This is a genomic window from Pseudomonas alkylphenolica (assembly GCF_004025535.1).
Taxonomy (GTDB): domain Bacteria; phylum Pseudomonadota; class Gammaproteobacteria; order Pseudomonadales; family Pseudomonadaceae; genus Aquipseudomonas; species Aquipseudomonas alkylphenolica_A.
The window spans coordinates 299,427-319,359 of record NZ_QJRG01000033.1 but is presented as its reverse complement, the minus strand read 5'-3'; the positions used below and the strand labels follow the sequence as shown (position 1 = coordinate 319,359).

The window sequence follows — 19,933 nt, the reverse complement described above, 5'->3', positions numbered from 1 at the left end:
GTACACCGCCGAATCTGGTCAGCCCAACACGTTGCGTAACACCCCGGCGAATTCCCGTGCGCTGTCTTCTTCCTGGGCATGGCGGCCCTGGCGTACCACCCACTGTCCGTTGACCATTACATCGCGCACCTGGCGATCGCCGCCGGCGAACAGCCAGCGATTGAGAATGCCGTCCTCGCTGGCAGTGGCCAGATACGGATCGCTGCCTTCAAGCACCAGCCAGTCGGCTCGCTTGCCAACCGCCAGTGCCCCGATCGGCTGCCCCAGCGCCTGGGCGCCGCCGCTCAAGGCTGCGTCATACAAGGTCCTCCCAACCATTGGCTGGTCACCGCGATAGAGGCGGTTGCGTCGTTGGTCGCGCAGGCGCTGGCCGTATTCCAGCCAGCGCAGCTCCTCCACCACGCTCAGCGACACATGGCTATCGGAGCCGATACCCAGGCGCCCGCCCTGGGCCAGGTAGTCCACCGCCGGGAAGATGCCGTCACCGAGGTTGGCTTCAGTGGTCAGGCACAGGCCGGCAATAGCACCGCTGCGGGCCATCAGCTGAACTTCGTCCGGCTCCGCATGGGTGGCATGCACCAGGCACCAGCGCTGATCGACCTCGGTGTTTTCATACAGCCATTGCAGCGGCCGACGCCCGCTCCAGGCCAGGCAGTCGTCGACTTCCTTCTGTTGCTCGGCGATATGGATATGCACCGGACAGGCCTTGTCGCTGGCCGCCAGCACCTGGGTGATCTGTTCCGGGGTCACCGCACGCAGGGAGTGGAAGCACAGGCCCAGCGCTTGCGCCGGTTGCGCTGCCAGCTGTGGCGCCAGGCGCGCTTGCAGGTTCAGGTACTGCTCGGTGCTGTTGATGAAGCGCCGCTGGCCTTCGTTGGGCGCCTGCCCGCCAAAGCCCGAGTGGCTGTAGAGCACCGGCAGCAAGGTCAGGCCGATGCCGCTGGCACTGGCTGCCTGGCTGATACGCAAGGAGAGTTCGGCGGGGTCGGCATAGGCCTGGCCCTGGATATCGTGGTGCACATAGTGGAATTCAGCGACCGAGGTGTAACCGGCCTTGAGCATTTCGATGTACAGCTGGCGTGCGATAACCTGCAGTTGCTCGGGGCTGATTTTGCCGACCAGGCGGTACATCAACTCACGCCAGGTCCAGAAGCTGTCGTTGGGGTTACCGGCCACTTCCGCCAGCCCGGCCATGGCGCGCTGGAACGCGTGGGAGTGCAAGTTGGGCATGCCGGGCAGCAGTGGGCCGGCGAGGCGTTCGGCACCGTCGGCCGAGCCACCGGCTTGAATGTGGGTCAGCATGCCATCGGCGCCGACCTCGATTCGGACGTTTTCGGCCCAGCCCGTGGAGAGCAAAGCGCGTTCGGCAAAGAAGACGGACATCGACGCGGCACCTCGTTGTGATTATTTGTATATACATATACAGACGTTTGCCTGCTGGGTAAACTCCGGCAAGCTACCGTTCACTCCCACAGAAAAGGATATGCGCCGTGCCGACACCTCCTGTCTCCGCGCTGGTTGCCCAGATGGGCGAGGGGCCGGCGCCACTGTACGCCCGGGTCAAACAGATGATCGTCCAGCAGATCCAGAATGGCAGCTGGCCGCCGCACCACCGGGTGCCCTCGGAAAGCGAACTGGTCAGCCAGCTGGGTTTCAGTCGCATGACCATCAACCGTGCCCTGCGTGAACTCACCGCCGAAGGCCTGCTGGTGCGCATGCAGGGCGTCGGCACGTTTGTCGCCGAGCCCAAGACCCGTTCGGCGCTGTTCGAGGTCCACAACATCGCTGATGAGATCGCCGCCCGTGGCCATCAGCATAGTTGTCGGGTGGTGACACTCGCCGAAGAGGCGGCCGGTTCCGAGCGGGCTCTGGCGCTGGACATGCGTGAAGGGCAGCGGGTCTTTCATTCGCTGATCGTGCATTACGAGAACGGTGTGCCGGTGCAGATCGAAGACCGTTTCGTCAACGCACAGATTGCCCCGGATTACCTCAAGCAGGACTTCACCCGGCAGACGCCGTATGCCTACCTGTCCCAGGTGGCTCCCTTGACCGAAGGCGAGCATGTCGTCGAAGCGATCCTGGCCGAGCCGGAAGAATGCAGCCTGTTGCAGATCGAACCGGGTGAGCCGTGCCTGCTGATTCGCCGGCGCACCTGGTCGGGTCGCCAGCCGGTGACGGCTGCGCGTCTGATTCACCCGGGTTCCCGCCATCGCCTTGAAGGACGCTTCAGCAAATGAGTCAGATGCAGGTATTACGCGCCAGGGATTACCCCCGCATGCCGTGGAAGAACGGCGGCGGCAGTACCGAAGAAATCACCCGTGACGGTGGTGCAGGCCTTGAGGGCTTTGGCTGGCGACTGTCGATAGCGGATATCGCCGAGTCCGGTGGTTTCTCCAGCTTCAGCGGTTACCAACGAATCATCAGCGTGCTGCAGGGCGACGGCATGGTCCTGCAGGTGGATGGCCAGCCCAGCCGTGACCTGTTGCCATTCGATGCCTTTGCGTTCAGCGGTGAGAGCCAGGCCAACTGCCGGTTGCTGGGAGGCGCCATTCGCGATTTCAACCTGATCTATGCGCCGCAGCGTTACCGTGCGCGGTTGCAGTGGTTCGCAGAGCCGACCCGCTTGTTCAGCGCGGCCAGCACCTTGTTGCTGTTCTGTGCGCAAGACACCTTGAACCTTCGTATCGCCGGGCATCCACAGCAGGTGATGGGGTTGTATGACTGTGTACAACTGAGCGGTAACGCGCAGTTGTTCGAACTGGAAGTTGACGGCCGTTGCTGCGTCGTCGAGCTGTCGGACGTATCTCGGTAACGCACCTTTTTTACCCAGGCTGTTACCGATTGCCTCAAGGTGGCGCAATGCCGCCTTGGCAGCAGCCTGTTTTCTAGCCATCTCCCTGGCAAGTCCCCTTTCTCGCCGCGCCTTGTAATTCAAGGGGTTCGCCATCGCTCACGGTTTTTTCAGCAAGGCCTTTACTGACTTGGCCGCTCAATTGCATATGCTTGTATGTACAAGTAAAGATGTGTGCGTAAGAGTGGATAGGCCGTCCCGTCTGCGCTGTTGAAACCGCCCACTGACCCGCTGCCGGGTCGGGTCTGGATAGATCGCTTTAGGAGCCCTTTTCGTGACTGACAACAACCTGAACAAATTCCGTGATGTCGAGATTCGTGCCCCGCGCGGTAACAAGCTGACGGCGAAAAGCTGGCTGACCGAAGCGCCGCTGCGCATGCTGATGAACAACCTCGACCCGGAAGTGGCGGAAAACCCGAAGGAGCTGGTGGTATACGGTGGCATCGGCCGCGCGGCGCGCAACTGGGCCTGCTACGACAAGATCGTTGAAAGCCTGACCCACCTCAATGACGACGAAACCCTGCTGGTTCAGTCGGGCAAGCCGGTCGGCGTGTTCAAGACCCACAGCAACGCCCCCCGTGTACTGATCGCCAACTCCAACCTGGTACCGCACTGGGCCAACTGGGAACACTTCAACGAACTGGACGCCAAGGGCCTCGCCATGTACGGCCAGATGACCGCAGGCAGCTGGATCTACATCGGCAGCCAGGGCATCGTCCAGGGCACTTACGAAACCTTCGTGGAAGCCGGCCGTCAGCACTACAACGGCAGCCTCAAGGGCAAGTGGGTACTGACCGCAGGCCTGGGCGGCATGGGCGGCGCACAACCGCTGGCAGCGACCCTGGCCGGTGCCTGCTCGCTGAACATCGAATGCCAGCAGAGCCGCATCGACTTCCGCCTGAGCAGCCGTTACGTCGACGAGCAAGCCAAGGACCTGGACGACGCCCTGGCACGCATCGCCAAGTACACCGGCGAAGGCAAGGCCATCTCCATCGCCCTGCTGGGTAACGCCGCGGAAATCCTGCCGGAACTGATCAAGCGCGGTGTACGTCCGGACATGGTCACTGACCAGACCAGCGCCCACGACCCGCTCAACGGTTACCTGCCCGCCGGCTGGACCTGGGAGCAGTACCGCGATCGCGCGCAGACCGAGCCTGCTGCAGTGGTCAAGGCCGCCAAGCAATCGATGGCCGTGCACGTCAAAGCCATGCTCGAGTTCCAGAAGCAGGGCGTGCCGACTTTCGACTACGGTAACAATATCCGTCAGATGGCCAAGGAGGAGGGCGTGAGCAATGCGTTCGACTTCCCGGGTTTCGTGCCGGCCTACATCCGCCCGCTGTTCTGCCGCGGTATCGGTCCGTTCCGCTGGGCGGCGTTGTCGGGCAATGCCGAAGACATCTACAAGACCGACGCCAAGGTCAAGGAGCTGATCCCGGACGATGCCCACCTGCACAACTGGCTGGACATGGCCCGCGAGCGCATCAGCTTCCAGGGCTTGCCGGCCCGTATCTGCTGGGTCGGCCTGGGCCAGCGCGCCAAGCTGGGGCTGGCGTTCAACGAGATGGTCCGCCGCGGTGAGCTGTCGGCGCCGATCGTGATCGGCCGTGATCACCTGGATTCCGGTTCGGTGTCGAGCCCGAACCGCGAAACCGAGTCGATGCAGGACGGCTCCGACGCTGTGTCCGACTGGCCGCTGCTCAACGCCCTGCTCAATACCGCCAGCGGGGCTACCTGGGTGTCGCTGCACCACGGTGGTGGCGTCGGCATGGGCTTCTCCCAGCATTCGGGCATGGTCATCGTCTGTGATGGCACCGACGAGGCTGCCGAGCGTATCGCTCGCGTGCTGACCAACGATCCGGGTACCGGCGTTATGCGCCACGCGGATGCCGGCTACCAGATCGCCATTGATTGCGCCAAAGAGCAGGGGCTGAACCTGCCGATGATTACCGGCTGATCCTGCGTTGCGGGGGTGGGCCGCAGAGCGTACCCCCGCTGACGTCGTTTCAGGGAAAGGGACGACCGCACGCATGGCTGCGTTTGCCACTGGACTGCCGATATCCACTTTCATGTTTGGGAGCGTCACGCAATGAAAACCACCAAGACCCTGCTCGCGTCGCTGTTTGCCCTTGGCCTGCTCGGCATTGCCGGTGCCAGCCAGGCGGCCAGCTGGTGCGAATCCGGCAAACCGGTGAAATTCGCCGGGCTGAACTGGGAAAGCGGCATGCTGCTGACCGACGTGATGCAGTTTGTGCTCAAAAACGGCTACGGCTGCGAAACCGACAGCCTGCCGGGCAACTCCATCACCATGGAGAATGCCCTGGGCACCAATGACATCCAGGTGTTTGCCGAAGAGTGGGTAGGGCGCAGCGAGGTCTGGAAGAAGGCCGAAGCGGCCGGCAAAGTGGTCGGTGTCGGTGCGCCAGTGGTGGGCGCGGTTGAAGGTTGGTACGTGCCACGCTACGTGATTGAAGGCGACGCCAAGCGCAAGCTCGAGGCCAAGGCTCCGGACCTCAAGAGCATTGCCGACCTGAGCAAGTACGCCGCTGTATTCAGGGACCCGGAAGAGCCTGGCAAAGGCCGTTTCTACAACTGCCCGGCCGGTTGGACCTGCGAGCTGGACAACAGCCAGATGCTCAAGGAGTACGGCCTGGAGTCGAGCTACACCAACTTCCGCCCTGGCACCGGCCCGGCCCTGGATGCGGCGGTGCTGTCGAGCTACAAGCGCGGCGAGCCGATCCTGTTCTACTACTGGACGCCAACCCCGCTGATGGGCCAGGTCGACCTGGTCAAGCTGGAAGAAAAACCGGGCGTGGACAAGAGCGTATCGATCAAGGTCGGGCTCTCCAAGGCATTCCACGAGCAGGCCCCCGAGCTGGTCGCGGTACTGGAAAAGGTCAATCTGCCGATCGACCTGCTCAACCAGAACCTGGCCCGCATGACCAGAGAGCGGATCGAGTCGCCGAAGCTGGCCAAGCTGTTCCTCAAGGAACATCCTGAAGTCTGGCAGGCATGGGTCAGTGAAGACGCGGCCAAGAAGATCAATGCGGCGCTTTGAGCGCTCACTTCGACCTGACGAGTGAACCCTATGTTTCCCGAAAACTTTACCTTCTCCATCGCCGACTGGGTCAATGGCTGGGTCGATGCGCTGGTGACAAACTACGGCGATGTGTTCCGGCACATTTCCGACACCCTGCTGTGGGCGATCGTCAACCTTGAAGGTCTGCTGCGTGCCACGCCCTGGTGGTTGATGCTGGCCGTGGTCGGGGCGATTGCCTGGCACGCCACGCGGCGTGTGCTGCCGACAGTGGTGATTGTCGGCCTGCTGTTTCTGGTGGGCGCCGTCGGGTTGTGGGACAAGCTGATGCAAACCCTGGCGCTGATGCTGGTGGCCACGCTGATATCGGTACTGGTCGGCATTCCCCTGGGGATACTGTCGGCGCGCAGCAACCGCCTGCGCGCGGTGCTGATGCCGCTACTGGACATCATGCAGACCATGCCCAGTTTTGTGTACCTGATACCGGTGCTGATGCTGTTCGGCCTGGGCAAGGTACCGGCGATCTTCGCCACTGTGATCTACGCTGCGCCGCCGCTGATCCGTCTCACCGACCTGGGTATCCGTCAGGTCGACGGCGAGGTCATGGAAGCGATCAATGCCTTCGGTGCCAACCGCTGGCAGCAACTGTTCGGCGTGCAATTGCCGCTGGCCCTGCCGAGCATCATGGCCGGCATCAACCAGACCACCATGATGGCGTTGTCGATGGTAGTGATCGCCTCGATGATCGGTGCCCGTGGCCTGGGTGAAGATGTGCTGGTGGGAATCCAGACGCTCAACGTCGGTCGCGGTCTGGAAGCGGGCCTGGCGATCGTGATTCTGGCGGTGGTGATCGACCGTATTACTCAAGCCTATGGCCGTCCACGGCATGAGGTGAGCAAATGAGCACGCAGGCGATGAACAAGATCGAAGTGAAGAATGTCTTCAAGATCTTCGGCGCGCGCGCCGAGGACGCCCTGCAATTGATTCGTCAGCAGCGCAGCAAAGAGCAGGTGCTGGCCGAGACCGGCTGTGTGGTGGGGGTCAATGACCTGTCGCTGTCGATCGGCAGCGGCGAGATTTTCGTCATCATGGGCCTGTCCGGATCAGGCAAGTCGACGCTGGTCCGGCACTTCAACCGCCTGATCGACCCTACCAGCGGGGCGATCCTGGTCGATGGCGAAGACATTCTGAAGTACGACATGGAGGCCTTGCGCCAATTCCGTCGCCGCAAGATCAGCATGGTGTTCCAGAGCTTCGGCCTGCTGCCGCACAAGACCGTGCTGGACAACGTTGCCTATGGCCTGAAAGTGCGTGGCGAGAGCAAGCAGCTGTGCAACGAGCGCGCGTTGCACTGGATCAACACCGTGGGCCTGAAGGGCTACGAAAAGTCTTATCCGCATCAGCTCTCCGGCGGCATGCGCCAGCGTGTCGGCCTGGCGCGGGCGCTGGCGGCAGACACCGACATCATCCTCATGGACGAAGCCTTCAGTGCCCTGGATCCGCTGATCCGCGCCGAGATGCAGGACCAGTTGCTGGAGCTGCAGAAAACCCTGCACAAGACCATTGTGTTCATCACCCATGACCTCGATGAGGCGGTGCGTATCGGTAATCGCATTGCGATCCTCAAGGACGGCCGTCTGATCCAGGTGGGCACACCGAAAGAGATTCTCCATTCGCCGGCCGACGAGTACGTCGACCGGTTTGTCCAACGCCGTGCGGCAACTGTGTGAGGGCCAACCTGTTGAAAGCTGAAACTGTCGTCATCACGGACGCCCCGGTGCGTTGGCAGGACGTCGTCGCGGTAGCGCACCATGGCGCACACCTGGAGCTGTCGGCGCAAGCCTGGGCGCGTATCGAAAACGCCCAGGCCATCGTGCAACGCATTGTGCAGAGCCGCGAGCGTGCCTATGGGGTCAACACCGGTCTTGGCGCGCTGTGCAATGTGTCGCTGGAAGGCGAACAGCTGAGCCAGCTGTCGCGCAATACCTTGCTCAGCCATGCCTGCGGGGTCGGCCCGGCGCTGGCGGACGAGCAGACCCGGGCGATCATCTGCGCGGCCATCGTCAACTACAGCCACGGCAAGTCAGGCCTGCAACGCAGTGTGGTCGAGGCGCTGCTGGCGCTGCTCGAACGCGGTATCACCCCGCAGGTTCCGGCTCAGGGCTCGGTGGGTTATCTGACCCACATGGCCCATGTCGGCATCTGCCTGCTGGGCATCGGCAAGGTCAGCTACCGCGGGCAGATCGTCGAGGCGGCGCAAGCCTTGGCCGAAGAAGGCCTGTCACCAGTGAAGCTGGGCGCCAAGGACGGGCTCTGCCTGGTCAACGGTACGCCTTGCATGACCGGCCTCGGCTGCCTGGCCCTGGATGACGCCACGCGCCTGTTGCAATGGGCCGACGTGATTTCGGCCATGAGTTTTGAAGCTCAGCGCGGCCAGATCGATGCATTCGATGCCGAGATCATTGCGCTCAAGCCGCACCCAGGTATGCAACGGGTCGGTGCGAATCTGCGTGCTTTGCTCGACGGCAGTGAAGTGATTGCTTCGAGCAAAGGCATTCGCACTCAGGATGCGTTGAGCATCCGTTCGATTCCGCAGGTGCACGGCGCGTCCCGCGATCAGCTGGTGCATGCCGCCCGCCAGATCGAGTGCGAGCTCAATGGCGCCAACGACAACCCGCTGCTGCTGGGCACTGTGGATAACTTCCGGGTGATGTCCCAGGCCAACCCTCACGGCCAGTCCGTGGCCCTGGCTGCCGACCTGCTGGCCATTGCCATGGCAGAAATCGGCTCGATTGCCGAGCGTCGCCTGGACCGCCTGGTCAATCCGCATGTCAGTGGTTTGCCTGCCTTCCTGGTGAGCAACCCCGGGGTCAACTCGGGAATGATGATCACCCAGTACGTCGCCGCCTCGCTGTGCGCGGAAAACCGTCAGCTGGCACAACCTGCGGTGCTCGACAACTATGTGACCTCCGGCCTGCAGGAAGACCACCTGAGCCTGGGCACCAACGCGGCGCTGAAACTGCACAAGGTGCTGGAAAATTGCACACAGATTCTGGCGATCGAGTACCTGCTGGCCGCCCAGGCCTTCGAATTCCTCAAGGAACAGGGTTTCGGTTCGGGCACCGGCGCCGCCTGGCACCTGCTGCGCGAGCACGTGCCGGCCTACCTCGAAGACCGCTGGCTGGCGCCGGATATTGCCCGTGCCGCCGAGCTGCTCAGACAACCCCGGTTGCTGCAGCGCGTGCTGCCGGCCCTGCATTGAACAACTACAAGGAGTAAGGTCATGAATACATTCAATCTGGTGCCTGGGCAGTTGACCCTGGCACAGCTGCGCGAGATCTATCGCCAACCGGTGCAGCTGACCCTGGACTCCAGTGCGGGCGCGGCGATTGACGCCAGTGTCGCCTGCGTCGAGCAGATCCTCGCAGAAAACCGCACCGCCTACGGCATCAACACCGGTTTTGGTCTGCTGGCCTCGACCCGCATTGCCAGCCACGACCTGGAAAACCTGCAGCGCTCACTGGTGCTGTCACACGCCGCCGGTATCGGTGCACCGCTGGACGATGCCATGGTGCGGCTGATCATGGTGCTGAAGATCAACAGTCTCAGCCGTGGTTTCTCCGGCATCCGCCGCAAGGTCATTGATGCCCTGATCGCCCTGGTCAACGCCGAGGTATACCCGCACATTCCGCTGAAAGGCTCGGTGGGTGCATCCGGCGACCTGGCACCGCTGGCGCACATGTCGCTGGTTCTGCTCGGCGAGGGCAAGGCGCGGTACCAGGGGCAGTGGCTGTCGGCTCCTGAAGCCCTGGCGGCTGCAGGCCTTGAGCCGCTGACCCTGGCGGCCAAAGAAGGCCTGGCCCTGCTCAATGGTACCCAGGCGTCCACCGCCTATGCGCTGCGCGGCCTGTTTGAGGGCGAGGACCTGTTCGCCGCGGCTACCTCGATCGGTGCGCTGACGGTCGAAGCCGTGCTCGGGTCGCGCTCGCCGTTTGACGCCCGCATTCATGCGGCGCGCGGCCAGCGTGGGCAGATCGATTCGGCTGCCTGTTACCGCGACCTGCTCGGCGAAGGCAGTGAAATTTCGGCCTCCCACGAAAACTGCGGCAAAGTTCAAGATCCGTATTCGCTACGCTGCCAACCACAGGTCATGGGCGCTTGCCTGACCCAATTGCGCCAGGCTGCCGAAGTGCTGGCGGTCGAAGCCAACGCGGTATCCGACAACCCGTTGGTGTTTGCCAGCGAAGGCGACGTGATTTCCGGTGGCAACTTTCACGCAGAACCCGTGGCCATGGCCGCTGACAACATGGCCTTGGCCATCGCTGAAATCGGTTCGCTGAGCGAGCGCCGCATCTCGTTGATGATGGACAAGCACATGTCCCAACTGCCGCCATTCCTTGTGGAAAATGGCGGAGTCAACTCGGGCTTCATGATTGCCCAAGTCACCGCAGCGGCGCTGGCCAGCGAGAACAAGGCGCTGTCACATCCGCACAGCGTGGACAGCCTGCCGACCTCGGCCAACCAGGAAGACCATGTGTCGATGGCACCGGCTGCTGGCAAACGGCTGTGGGAGATGGCCGAGAACACCCGTGGCGTGCTGGCCATCGAATGGCTGGGGGCGTGCCAGGGCCTGGACCTGCGCGAGGGCCTGAAGACCTCGGTCAAGCTGGAACAGGCACGTCAGATCTTGCGCAAGGAAGTCGCGCATTACGACCGCGACCGGTTCTTCTCGCCAGACATCGAAGTGGCCAGTGCGCTGCTGGCTGAGGGCAAGCTGAGCGGACTGTTGTTGGCGGGCATTCTGCCGAGCCTGTAACGGACTACAAACGGAGATATTTCATGAAAACCCTCTGGCAGCATTGCCATGTGGCGAGCATGGCGCACGGTACTTACTCGATCATCGAGGATGCCGCGATGATCACCAGCGCCGGCCATATCGAGTGGATCGGACCACGTCAGGAGCTGCCGCCCCTTAGCGCGGACCGAACCGTCGACCTGGGCGGTGCCTGGGTCACGCCGGGACTGATCGACTGCCATACTCATGCGGTGTTCGGTGGCAATCGCAGTGGCGAGTTCGAGCAGCGCCTGCAAGGGGTCAGCTATGCCGAGATTGCCGCCCAGGGCGGTGGCATTGCCAGCACGGTGCGGGCGACGCGTGCGGCCAGTGAAGATGAACTGTTCGCCAGTGCTCGCCAACGCGTGCAGGCACTGATGCGCGATGGCGTCACCAGCATGGAGATCAAATCAGGCTACGGCCTGGACCTTGCCAGTGAGCGCAAACTGCTCAAAGTGATCCGCCGTCTGGGTGAAGAGCTACCGCTGACGGTACGCAGTACCTGCCTGGCGGCGCATGCCTTGCCACCCGAATACAAGGACCGCGCCGACGACTACATCAGCCACATCTGTGATGAGATGCTGCCGGCGCTGGCGGCCGAAGGCCTGGTCGACGCCGTCGACGCCTTCTGCGAGTACCTGGCATTTTCCCCGGCTCAGGTCGAGCGGGTGTTCATCAAGGCTCGCGAACTGCGGTTGCCGGTCAAGCTGCATGCCGAGCAGCTGTCGTCGCTGGGCGGGTCAAGCCTGGCGGCACGGTACCAGGCGTTGTCGGCCGATCATCTGGAATTCATGACTGAAGAAGACGCCATTGCCATGGCGGCGGCGGGCACCGTTGCGGTGCTGTTGCCGGGCGCTTTCTATTTTCTGCGTGAAACCCAATTGCCACCCATGGACGCCCTGCGCAAGCACGGGGTGAAGATCGCCATTGCCAGTGACCTTAACCCCGGCACCTCGCCGGCGCTTTCGCTGCGACTGATGCTCAATATGGCGTGCACGCTGTTCCGCATGACCCCGGAAGAGGCGCTGGCGGGCGTCACCCAGCATGCCGCTACGGCGCTGGGACTGGGTAGCAGCCATGGCTCGCTGGAAGTGGGCAAGGTCGCAGACTTCGTCGCCTGGCAGATCGAACGCCCGGCAGACCTGTGCTACTGGCTCGGCGGCGACCTGCCCAAACGGGTCGTGCGCCTTGGCCGCGAACTGTTCAATTGAAGGAGGGCAAATGGACAAGGTACTGAGTTTTCATCAAGGCAGCGTGCCGTTGCTGATCAGCATGCCGCATGCCGGCCTACGATTGACCCCGGCGGTCAGGCATGGCCTGGTGGCGCAGGCGGAAAGCCTGCCGGACACCGACTGGCACATTCCCCGGTTGTACGATTTTGCCCGTGAACTGGGGGCCAGTATCGTCGCCGCCGAGTACTCGCGGTTTGTCATCGACCTGAACCGGCCGGAGGACGACAAGCCATTGTACGCCGGGGCGACGACGGGCCTGTACCCGGCCACCCTGTTCGAAGGCGAGGCCCTGTTCAAGGAGGGGCAAGTGCCTTCGGCAGATGACCGCGCCACCTACCTGGAACAGATCTGGCGACCTTATCACGACACTCTGCGCAACGAACTGCAGCGCCTGCGCGAGCAGTTCGGCTATGCGTTGCTGTGGGATGCCCATTCGATCCGTTCGCAGATTCCGCATTTGTTTGACGGAAAGCTGCCGGATTTCAACCTTGGCACCTTCAATGGCGCCAGCTGTGATGCACAACTGGCTGAGCAACTGCAGGGCGTTTGCGCCGCGGCGGCGGGTTTCAGCCACGTGCTGAACGGGCGTTTCAAGGGCGGGCACATCACCCGCCACTATGGCCAACCGGGGCAGAATATCCACGCTGTGCAACTGGAGCTTGCGCAAAGTACCTATATGGAAGAACTCGAGCCCTTTGCCTATCGCGAGCAACTTGCGCAGAACACCCAGAAGGTGCTGCGCAAGCTGCTTGAAACGACCTTGGCATGGGGCCGTGAGCACTACGGGCGTTAAGCTGGATTATTCGCTCGAAGAGCGTGGCCTGCGATCAGGGTCGGCAAAGGCGGTGAGTTCGCGGATCAGGTGTGATTCGCGGGCCTGCTGGCTTCGCTTCAGGGCGTTGAACTCTTCAGTCAGTTCATCGAGAGATCGTCCCGGATAGCGCTCGGTCAGATCATTCACCTGGTCCCGGTAGCTGCTTTCAATCTGCGCGAAGCGCTCAGCGTGGGCCTGGCGCAAATGCTGGACCCACACTTCGTTGGCGGCGGCAAAACGCACGAAATCCTCGCCGAGCTCGCCACGCTGAACCTGCAGCTCTGCATCTATCAGTTCCTCGATACTGGGGTTGATCGCATAGAGCAGCCTGTCCACGGGTTGGCCAAGTTGCAGTGGTCCATTCAGTTCACGCAGGTAGGTCAGGCGCACCTCGGCTACATCCCGGCCGCCGGCTTCCCGCGTGGCCAGCTCATCTACCGTGTGCACGCGATACAGGCGGCGCAGTTCACGGTACAGGTTGGCTTCGTTGTCCGCACCGTCGAATTGCAAGTGTTCGCTGGCAATGTAGAACTCGATATTCTTGAAGGTCAACATCGCGCCGTCATGGCAAGTATGGCTGCCGTCTTCCTGGGTCAAGGCTTCGCGGGCTTGGACATTGAATAGCGCCCGTTCGTCCGGGGCGAGCAATGCCCTGACTAGCACGATGCGCACCCGCTTGCAGATTTCCACGCGGGTGTCGCTGTTCCGGTAGGTGGATGTATTTTTCAACCGGCCCACCAGGGCAAGCAGGTCCTGGGCGTCGCCCGATGCTTGAAGCTGCTCCCAGATGTCGCGCATGGCTTCGTTCTCTGCCTCCGAAGCCAGGAGCCAGTCTGTGACCATGGGTTCATCGTTGATGAGCAGACTAGCAGGGTCGTTGAGAAACTCGTTAAGCAGGTTTTCGTCCCATTCGTCAGGGGCATCGAACCTCAGTATGAAGCTGCTCTGGCTCTCCGATGTCGCACGTGCACGGTGAACCACATTCTCCGCCAATGGATTACCGTGCAGGCCAATCGTGCTGATGAGCACATTGTTATCGAGGTTTCCCAGGATGTGGGGCGGTAGCTCCCTTAGTTGATTATCGCTGAGGTCCAGCATCTCCAGCGGTAACAGGCGGTCGACCCAGGCCGGCCAATGCTCGAGGCCCATCCCGTTGAGGTCCAGGCGTCGCAGCGACAGCATGCGCGGGGCATTGACGATGGTGCCGGCGCGGTTGTTGCTGAGGTCCAGTACTTCGAGCCTATGCAGTGGCGCCAGAGCCTCCATGAAGTTTTGATCGATCTCCAGCCCTACATTGCGCAGTGCCAGATAGCTAAGTTGCGAAGATTGCTGCAGCGCCATCGGCAGGTCTTGTTGCGCCCGTACAAAAGTATCCAGGGTCAGGCGGGTCAGGCGAGGGAAACGACTGAGCAGATCTTGCAGTTGTGCAGTGGTGCCGCCGATGTTGTCGAGGCTGAGGTTGAGTACGCGTTCAGTGAAGAACGTGGGTAGTCGAGTCGGAAATAAGTCCAGGGTAACGCCTGTGAGACGCAGTGGAAGGCTGAGCTGGCTGGACTCCTGGCCACTCCAGAACTGCCGCAACGCCGTAGCGATGCGCATCCTGCCAGCCAGCACCGCCTGGCTGACTACCGCAGTCGAGGAAGAAGCATTGACGTAGTTGTCGAGCAGATCGTGCAGCTGTTGGCGCAGTCCCAGTTGCTGACGCAGGCGCTCACGGAAAGCATCGGGCTGGTCCCATTCGAACCGCGATCCAAAGCCGTCCTGGTTGAGCATCACCGAGAGCATGTGTTCATGGCTGATGGCGTTGCCTTGCAGGAAGAGCTGAGGATGTTCGGTGACGCCGAAGCTGCTCTCCAGCAAGAAGTGGGGCAGTAGCGTGATCTGGTTGTTGCGCAGGGAAATCTGTTGCATGCGCAATGCGGTGCTGTAGCCGAGCCCGTCCGGCCAGTGTTGCAGTTGCATGTTGTCCAGGCCCAGATATGTCAGCCTCAAGTCACTGAAGTTGGGCGGGTAGTCTTCAGATAAGCGATTTCCGCTGAGGTCCAGGTGGCGCAGGTCGGGCAGGCTGGCGAGGCTGTCGATATCCGACGTGGAAATCTGAATGTTCTGGTGCGTCAGGCTGAGCGATTGCAGCGAGGGCAAGCGCTCTGCGATCAACGGCAAACTGAACTGGAACGGCGAAGGTGATGCGTCTTGCTGGTAGGCGCGGCTGATTTCCAGCGTTCTCAGGTTGGCGAATTGCCGCAGCAGGCTGTTCAGGCGTGGTGTGTGCTCGCGCACGTTTTCATAACGCTCAGGCTGGGTCTCGAGCAGTTGCAAGTCGGTGACGTTTGCGGTGAAGAAAGTCGGCAACTCAAGGGGAAAGTCCAGCAGGGACAATCGCTCCAGGCGCAAGGGTGTAGCCACGTTGCCGTTTACTGCAAAGGCGCGATCATACCAATGCTGCGTGATGGTGTTCGCCATTTGTTCGAAGCCGTTGGCGCTGTAGCTAGGCAGCACAGCCGCCATCTGCCGCCAACTGCTCAGGCTAGACAGCAATTGGCTGCGTTGCTCCAGAAGATTGTCGAGCAGTTCGTTTATTGCGTTGCGATCGAGGTTGCGGCTTTCCAGTGCTGCCAGGGTCTGCTCGGCAGGACGTGGCGTGGGGGCGTACAGACCGACCTGCCTGATCCTGGCGAGCAGCGTTTGCCGTGAGATGCTGGTGACGCGCGGGCGAATGCCGCCCAAGGGATAGCCGATACGCCCGTCGGCCAGGCGCATGGGCGAGCGGAAATCGGGTTCCACCGGCTGCATGCCCAGTATCTGCCTAAGCGCTGGGCGTGGCAGCAGGTCGGTTTGCAGAATCAATGCTTTGAGTGCCAGCTCATCGTCGACCCCCAGCGCCATACGTTGTGATTCGCTGAGTGCTTCGAACAGGGCACCGTGCAACGAGGCGTGGGCGTTCAGTGGTGCATCGGAGGTTTCGCTACGCATCAGTATATAGCCGGCTTGAGCACTGATGATTGTTGGCCCCCCCGGAGCATCGGGGCCGATGCGGGCACTTTGCTGGGGCGAATACATGCGCTGTTCCACGGTGATGCCAAGCTCCGCTGGCCAGCCGGGTAATTGGTCAAGGGTGTGGAGCACCAGTCGATCGGTGTCCCAGCTGCGCAACTGGTTCAGGTACAACCCTTCATAAGCCCGGTTGAGCCTGATTTGCTGCTGGAGCAGGCGTACCTCAGCGGCCAGGCGCCTGGGAACCTTGCCGTTACTCAGTTCGTCCAGCTCGTTAGCGGTCGTATGCTGGAGCAGTTCTTCTGTCACCGGGGTAGGGAGCTGCGGATAGCGCCTGTAGATCATCTCGGCGCCCGGTGACTGACTTGCGGGCAGGCTTCGGTATTGCTGCTGGAAGTCGGTGTGGACCGACCCCGGCTCTGCCATCGGGCTTGCCTGTTCGATCTTGCGATACAGGTCGAAGCGGGCAAGCGTGTCTTGTAGTTGGCCGGGCAGGCGCTGGTTGTCGCAGAGCACTTGGCGTAGTACATCCTCTTCTATATTGCTGACCCGCAGAATGTTGCGCACGGTGTGTTCGTCGAGCTCTGCGTTGCGAGCACCCGAACGACGCAACAGTTCGACCTCCTGCCATTGCTCGGGGCGATCCAGCGGGTGCAACCAGGTGTCGGCGCCATTGTGGCGCAGCGGAGGTTGGTAGGCCTTCACCCGGGTAGGGTGTTCGATGTGGTAACTATCGGCCTGCGCTGAGCGCACGATCGAGTAAACCTGGCCGTCCAGTTTCAGCCAGATTTTGCCCTGGTGATGACGCAGCCCGCGGTTGTCTTGCGGCAGCGTGTCGGGAATGTCGATGGACTGGGCATAGGGCTCGAGGTCAGCTCGCCAGAGCCTGGCCTGGCCATCCGGCAGTTCCACATCTTCGAGCTCCTCGATGAATGACGGCGTCTCCACTGGCATGGGTTCAGGTAAAGGCACTGGCTTGTTCGATCCATCGGCTGCAGCACCCAGGCCGCCCCCGACCGCTTTGATGGCCAGAGTGAAGGCGGCCATCTCCGCGACGTTTTTCACCACGTCCAGCATGTACTGGTAAGCCTGTTGCTGATCGTCGTGGGCCCAGCTTTCAATGCCCTCATAGACCTCGTAAGCCAGTTGCAGTGCACATATACCCAGCATGACCTCGCCGACCGCCGGTATGAAAAAGCCGGCGATATTGAGTGTGGTCAGGGCCTTTTGCAGCAAGTGCTCGCGGTAATTAACCGCAGTGATGGTATCGATGAGGGTTGTAGGTATGGCGTGGAACGCGGCGTCTTCTTCATGGCGGAAGACTTTTTCCGTGACCAGCCCCTGCAACAGCGAGCCACTCAACTGGTGTGTTTGCAGGTGCAACTTTGCGTGTGGATCTGCGGCGCGTTCATGCGTGCCCTTCAGCGTCAGCGTCAACGGCATCAGCCGGTCCAGCAACTTGGCCTGCAGATGGGCCTTGTCGCGCTCCTTCATGCAGTTGTCGAGGTATCTGATGTCACCGAGCAAGCGGTCACGTAGCCATTGTTCGCTTTCCGTCAGCGATGTGAACTCCCGGAGTGGTGTCTCGGGGTCGCCGGGAATGTAGAGCGCCACCGAGTGTTCCCCATTGGTTGCTCTGTAGTCGAACAGGCGCATGCGGGTCAGTGGCACATCCCATAGCGAGATAACACTGAATGTCAGGGTGGAGGATTGTGTCGGCACTTCCAGAGGTAGCGCCAGGGCAGCCACGTAGAAGCTCTGGCTGATGTCATTCTGGAGCCGGGCAAGGTGCAGGCTTTGCGTGAACGTGCAGCGTTCGAGTTCGGCAATTTTCCCGAAGGTCGCCTGGTTGCTCGCGCCGGTCTTGATGTCGCTGTAGTAAATGGCGTGTAGTTTTGCCTGGTATTGGCCACCGATATCCAGTTCACGGCACATGCGGGCAAACCGTTCGGGTGCCATGTCGAGGGTATTGGAGATGGGTACTGTGCCCATGAACCCTTTGTGGTCGAGAATCACCGATTTCTTGAGCAGGGCATTGTCATTGTCCATTCCACCGGGCTTGGCTGCCCCGGCTTCGAAATTTCGCAACGCACTTTCCAGTAGCGAACGGGGGGCGTGCTTGTAGGCCTCAACATCCTGTCCTGGCTGATTGTCGAGTTGCCTGACATCCAGCAGGTAGTTGTTGTTGATGTCCACTTCGACGCCGAAGGTTTCCTTGATGGCAGTGTTCAACTGTTCTCTTGCGAATGCCTCCAGGTTTGGCAAGGCGTGATACAGGGCCTGTACCTCGGCCATGGCTGCCTGCAGGTGCGCGTGCTCGGTTGCCAGTGCCTTGGCAATGGCGGGTTGAGCCAGGCAAGCCTGTCCCAGCGTCGCTGCACGAGTGCTCATGACCTGTTTCAACAGGTCATGAGTCGATGAAGGCGCGCTTTTTAACCAGTTGGGGATTTTCCCGTTAATCAGTGCATACGGGATGTTGGTGTTTTTTTCCAAGGTCATGATGAGCCCTATGCTGAGTGAGAGGCTCAACGACTATGTTCAAGCGAGCAGGGCGCATGTGGTAGATATTTACGCTCGGTGGACCGTCGATCGTTGACGTTCGAAGCTACGAGAACATGCTCAAAGCACAATTCAGGTTTATGATGCCCAACGGCAGAATAATTCCCACACGGAGTGCGCAATGCAGACCCTGTACCCGCAGATCAAACCCTACGCCCGGCACGATCTGGCCGTCGAAGCGCCGCATGTGCTGTATGTCGATGAGAGCGGTTCGCCGGAAGGTCTGCCGGTGGTGTTCATCCACGGTGGTCCGGGCGCGGGCTGCGATGCCCAGAGCCGTTGCTACTTCGATCCCAACCTGTACCGCATCATCACTTTCGACCAGCGCGGCTGCGGTCGCTCCACGCCCCACGCGAGCCTGGAGAACAACACCACCTGGCACCTGGTCGAAGACCTGGAACGAATCCGCAAGCACCTGGGCATCGAAAAATGGGTGCTGTTCGGCGGCTCCTGGGGTTCGACCCTGGCGCTGGCCTATGCCCAGACCCATCCCGAGCGTGTCCACGGGCTGATCCTGCGCGGTATTTTTCTCTGCCGCCCGCAAGAAATCGAGTGGTTCTACCAGGCCGGCGCCAGCCGCCTGTTCCCTGACTACTGGCAGGACTACATTGCGCCGATTCCGGCAGAAGAGCGTGGTGACCTGGTCAAAGCCTTCCACAAACGTTTGACCGGTACCGACCAGATTGCCCAGATGCATGCCGCCAAGGCCTGGTCAACCTGGGAAGGGCGCACCGCCACGTTGCGGCCAAACCCGCTGGTGGTGGATCGCTTCTCCGAGCCTCAACGCGCCTTGTCGATCGCCCGTATCGAATGCCATTACTTCACCAACAATGCCTTCCTTGAGCCGGATCAGCTGATCCGTGACATGCCGAAGATCGCCCACCTGCCTGCAGTCATTGTGCATGGCCGCTACGACGTGATCTGCCCGCTGGACAACGCCTGGGAACTGCACCAGGCCTGGCCGAACAGTGAACTGAAGGTGATTCGCGATGCCGGCCATGCCGCTTCCGAGCCCGGTATCACTGACGCCCTGGTGCGTGCCGCCGACCAGATGGCCCGTCGCCTGCTCGACTTGCCGCTGGAAGAAGCATGAAGGGGCTGCTTCAACGCGTGCGCGGTGCACGGGTGGATGTCGACGGTCAGACCGTCGGCGCCATCGACCAGGGGCTGCTGGTGCTGGTGGCGGTCGAACCCGACGACACCCGCGCCCATGCCGACAAATTGCTGCACAAACTGCTCAATTATCGGGTGTTCAGCGATCCTCAAGGGAAAATGAACCTGTCGCTCAAGGATATTGGCGGTGGCTTGCTGCTGGTGTCGCAGTTCACCCTGGCTGCCGACACCCAGAGCGGCCTGCGCCCAAGCTTTTCCACGGCGGCGCCACCGGCCCTCGGGGCGGAGCTTTTCGACTATCTATTAGGGCGGGCAGAGGAACTGCACGCTACCGTTGCCAGCGGTCAGTTTGGTGCTGACATGCAAGTGCACCTGGTCAATGATGGCCCCGTAACATTTATGTTACAAATATGAGGGCAAAAAACCCCTGTTTGTAGGAAAACAAGGGGGTTTGGAGCAGAAATAGTTCATTTGCCCTGATGCGTTGTAACGCGCCCTGCTG

At 61.4% G+C, this 19,933-nt stretch carries 14 protein-coding genes; 12 read left to right on the top strand and 2 right to left on the bottom strand.

Annotation, left to right across the window (positions count from 1 at the left end):
- Positions 1 to 18: 18 nt before the first annotated feature.
- Positions 19 to 1,383, bottom strand: coding sequence for a formimidoylglutamate deiminase (locus DM813_RS01525; protein ID WP_128321683.1), 1,365 nt, complete (start codon positions 1,381 to 1,383; stop codon positions 19 to 21).
- A gap of 143 nt (positions 1,384 to 1,526) precedes the next feature.
- Between DM813_RS01525 and hutC the strand changes: the two genes are divergently transcribed.
- From hutC to hutG, 10 genes are all read left to right on the top strand, one after another.
- A complete protein-coding gene (gene hutC / locus DM813_RS01520) occupies positions 1,527 to 2,237 on the top strand; it encodes a histidine utilization repressor (protein WP_206617352.1) in 711 nt (236 codons plus the stop codon).
- Positions 2,234 to 2,812 carry a HutD/Ves family protein gene (locus DM813_RS01515; RefSeq protein WP_128321681.1) on the top strand — a complete coding sequence of 193 codons (579 nt, stop codon included), beginning with the start codon at positions 2,234 to 2,236 and terminating at the stop codon, positions 2,810 to 2,812. Before hutC ends, DM813_RS01515 begins: the two co-directional genes overlap by 4 nt.
- A 313-nt stretch (positions 2,813 to 3,125) precedes the next feature.
- Entirely contained in the window at positions 3,126 to 4,805 is a 1,680-nt protein-coding gene (hutU, locus tag DM813_RS01510; protein ID WP_128321680.1) for a urocanate hydratase, read from the top strand.
- A 132-nt stretch (positions 4,806 to 4,937) separates the two neighbouring features.
- On the top strand, positions 4,938 to 5,906 hold the full coding sequence (locus tag DM813_RS01505; protein WP_128321679.1) for an ABC transporter substrate-binding protein: 969 nt from the start codon (positions 4,938 to 4,940) through the stop codon (positions 5,904 to 5,906).
- 30 nt (positions 5,907 to 5,936) lie between these two features.
- The gene (locus DM813_RS01500; protein WP_128321678.1) at positions 5,937 to 6,788 is read left to right on the top strand and encodes an ABC transporter permease; all 852 of its coding nucleotides are present in this window, start codon (positions 5,937 to 5,939) and stop codon (positions 6,786 to 6,788) included.
- Positions 6,785 to 7,615: a quaternary amine ABC transporter ATP-binding protein gene (locus tag DM813_RS01495; RefSeq protein ID WP_128321677.1), complete on the top strand. Its 831-nt coding sequence runs from the start codon at positions 6,785 to 6,787 to the stop codon at positions 7,613 to 7,615. Before DM813_RS01500 ends, DM813_RS01495 begins: the two co-directional genes overlap by 4 nt.
- Before the next feature lie 8 nt (positions 7,616 to 7,623).
- Positions 7,624 to 9,147 carry an HAL/PAL/TAL family ammonia-lyase gene (locus DM813_RS01490; RefSeq protein WP_128322133.1) on the top strand — a complete coding sequence of 508 codons (1,524 nt, stop codon included), beginning with the start codon at positions 7,624 to 7,626 and terminating at the stop codon, positions 9,145 to 9,147.
- Between the two features lie 21 nt (positions 9,148 to 9,168).
- On the top strand, positions 9,169 to 10,701 hold the full coding sequence (hutH, locus tag DM813_RS01485; protein WP_128321676.1) for a histidine ammonia-lyase: 1,533 nt from the start codon (positions 9,169 to 9,171) through the stop codon (positions 10,699 to 10,701).
- Between the two features lie 23 nt (positions 10,702 to 10,724).
- Positions 10,725 to 11,930, top strand: coding sequence for an imidazolonepropionase (gene hutI / locus DM813_RS01480; RefSeq protein ID WP_128321675.1), 1,206 nt, complete (start codon positions 10,725 to 10,727; stop codon positions 11,928 to 11,930).
- Between the two features lie 10 nt (positions 11,931 to 11,940).
- On the top strand, positions 11,941 to 12,744 hold the full coding sequence (gene hutG, locus DM813_RS01475; protein ID WP_128321674.1) for an N-formylglutamate deformylase: 804 nt from the start codon (positions 11,941 to 11,943) through the stop codon (positions 12,742 to 12,744).
- Between the two features lie 6 nt (positions 12,745 to 12,750).
- Here the strand turns inward: hutG and DM813_RS01470 are convergent, their stop codons facing one another.
- Positions 12,751 to 18,150 carry a dermonecrotic toxin domain-containing protein gene (locus DM813_RS01470; RefSeq protein WP_164897195.1) on the bottom strand — a complete coding sequence of 1,800 codons (5,400 nt, stop codon included), beginning with the start codon at positions 18,148 to 18,150 and terminating at the stop codon, positions 12,751 to 12,753.
- Positions 18,151 to 18,439: 289 nt separating this feature from the next.
- Between DM813_RS01470 and pip the strand changes: the two genes are divergently transcribed.
- Positions 18,440 to 19,411, top strand: a complete 972-nt coding sequence (pip, locus tag DM813_RS01465) for a prolyl aminopeptidase (RefSeq protein WP_128321672.1) — start codon at positions 18,440 to 18,442, stop codon at positions 19,409 to 19,411.
- Positions 19,408 to 19,845 (top strand): D-aminoacyl-tRNA deacylase, encoded by a 438-nt coding sequence (gene dtd, locus DM813_RS01460; protein ID WP_128321671.1) that lies wholly within the window; start codon positions 19,408 to 19,410, stop codon positions 19,843 to 19,845. The genes pip and dtd overlap by 4 nt, the downstream gene beginning before the upstream one ends.
- Positions 19,846 to 19,933: the final 88 nt, after the last annotated feature.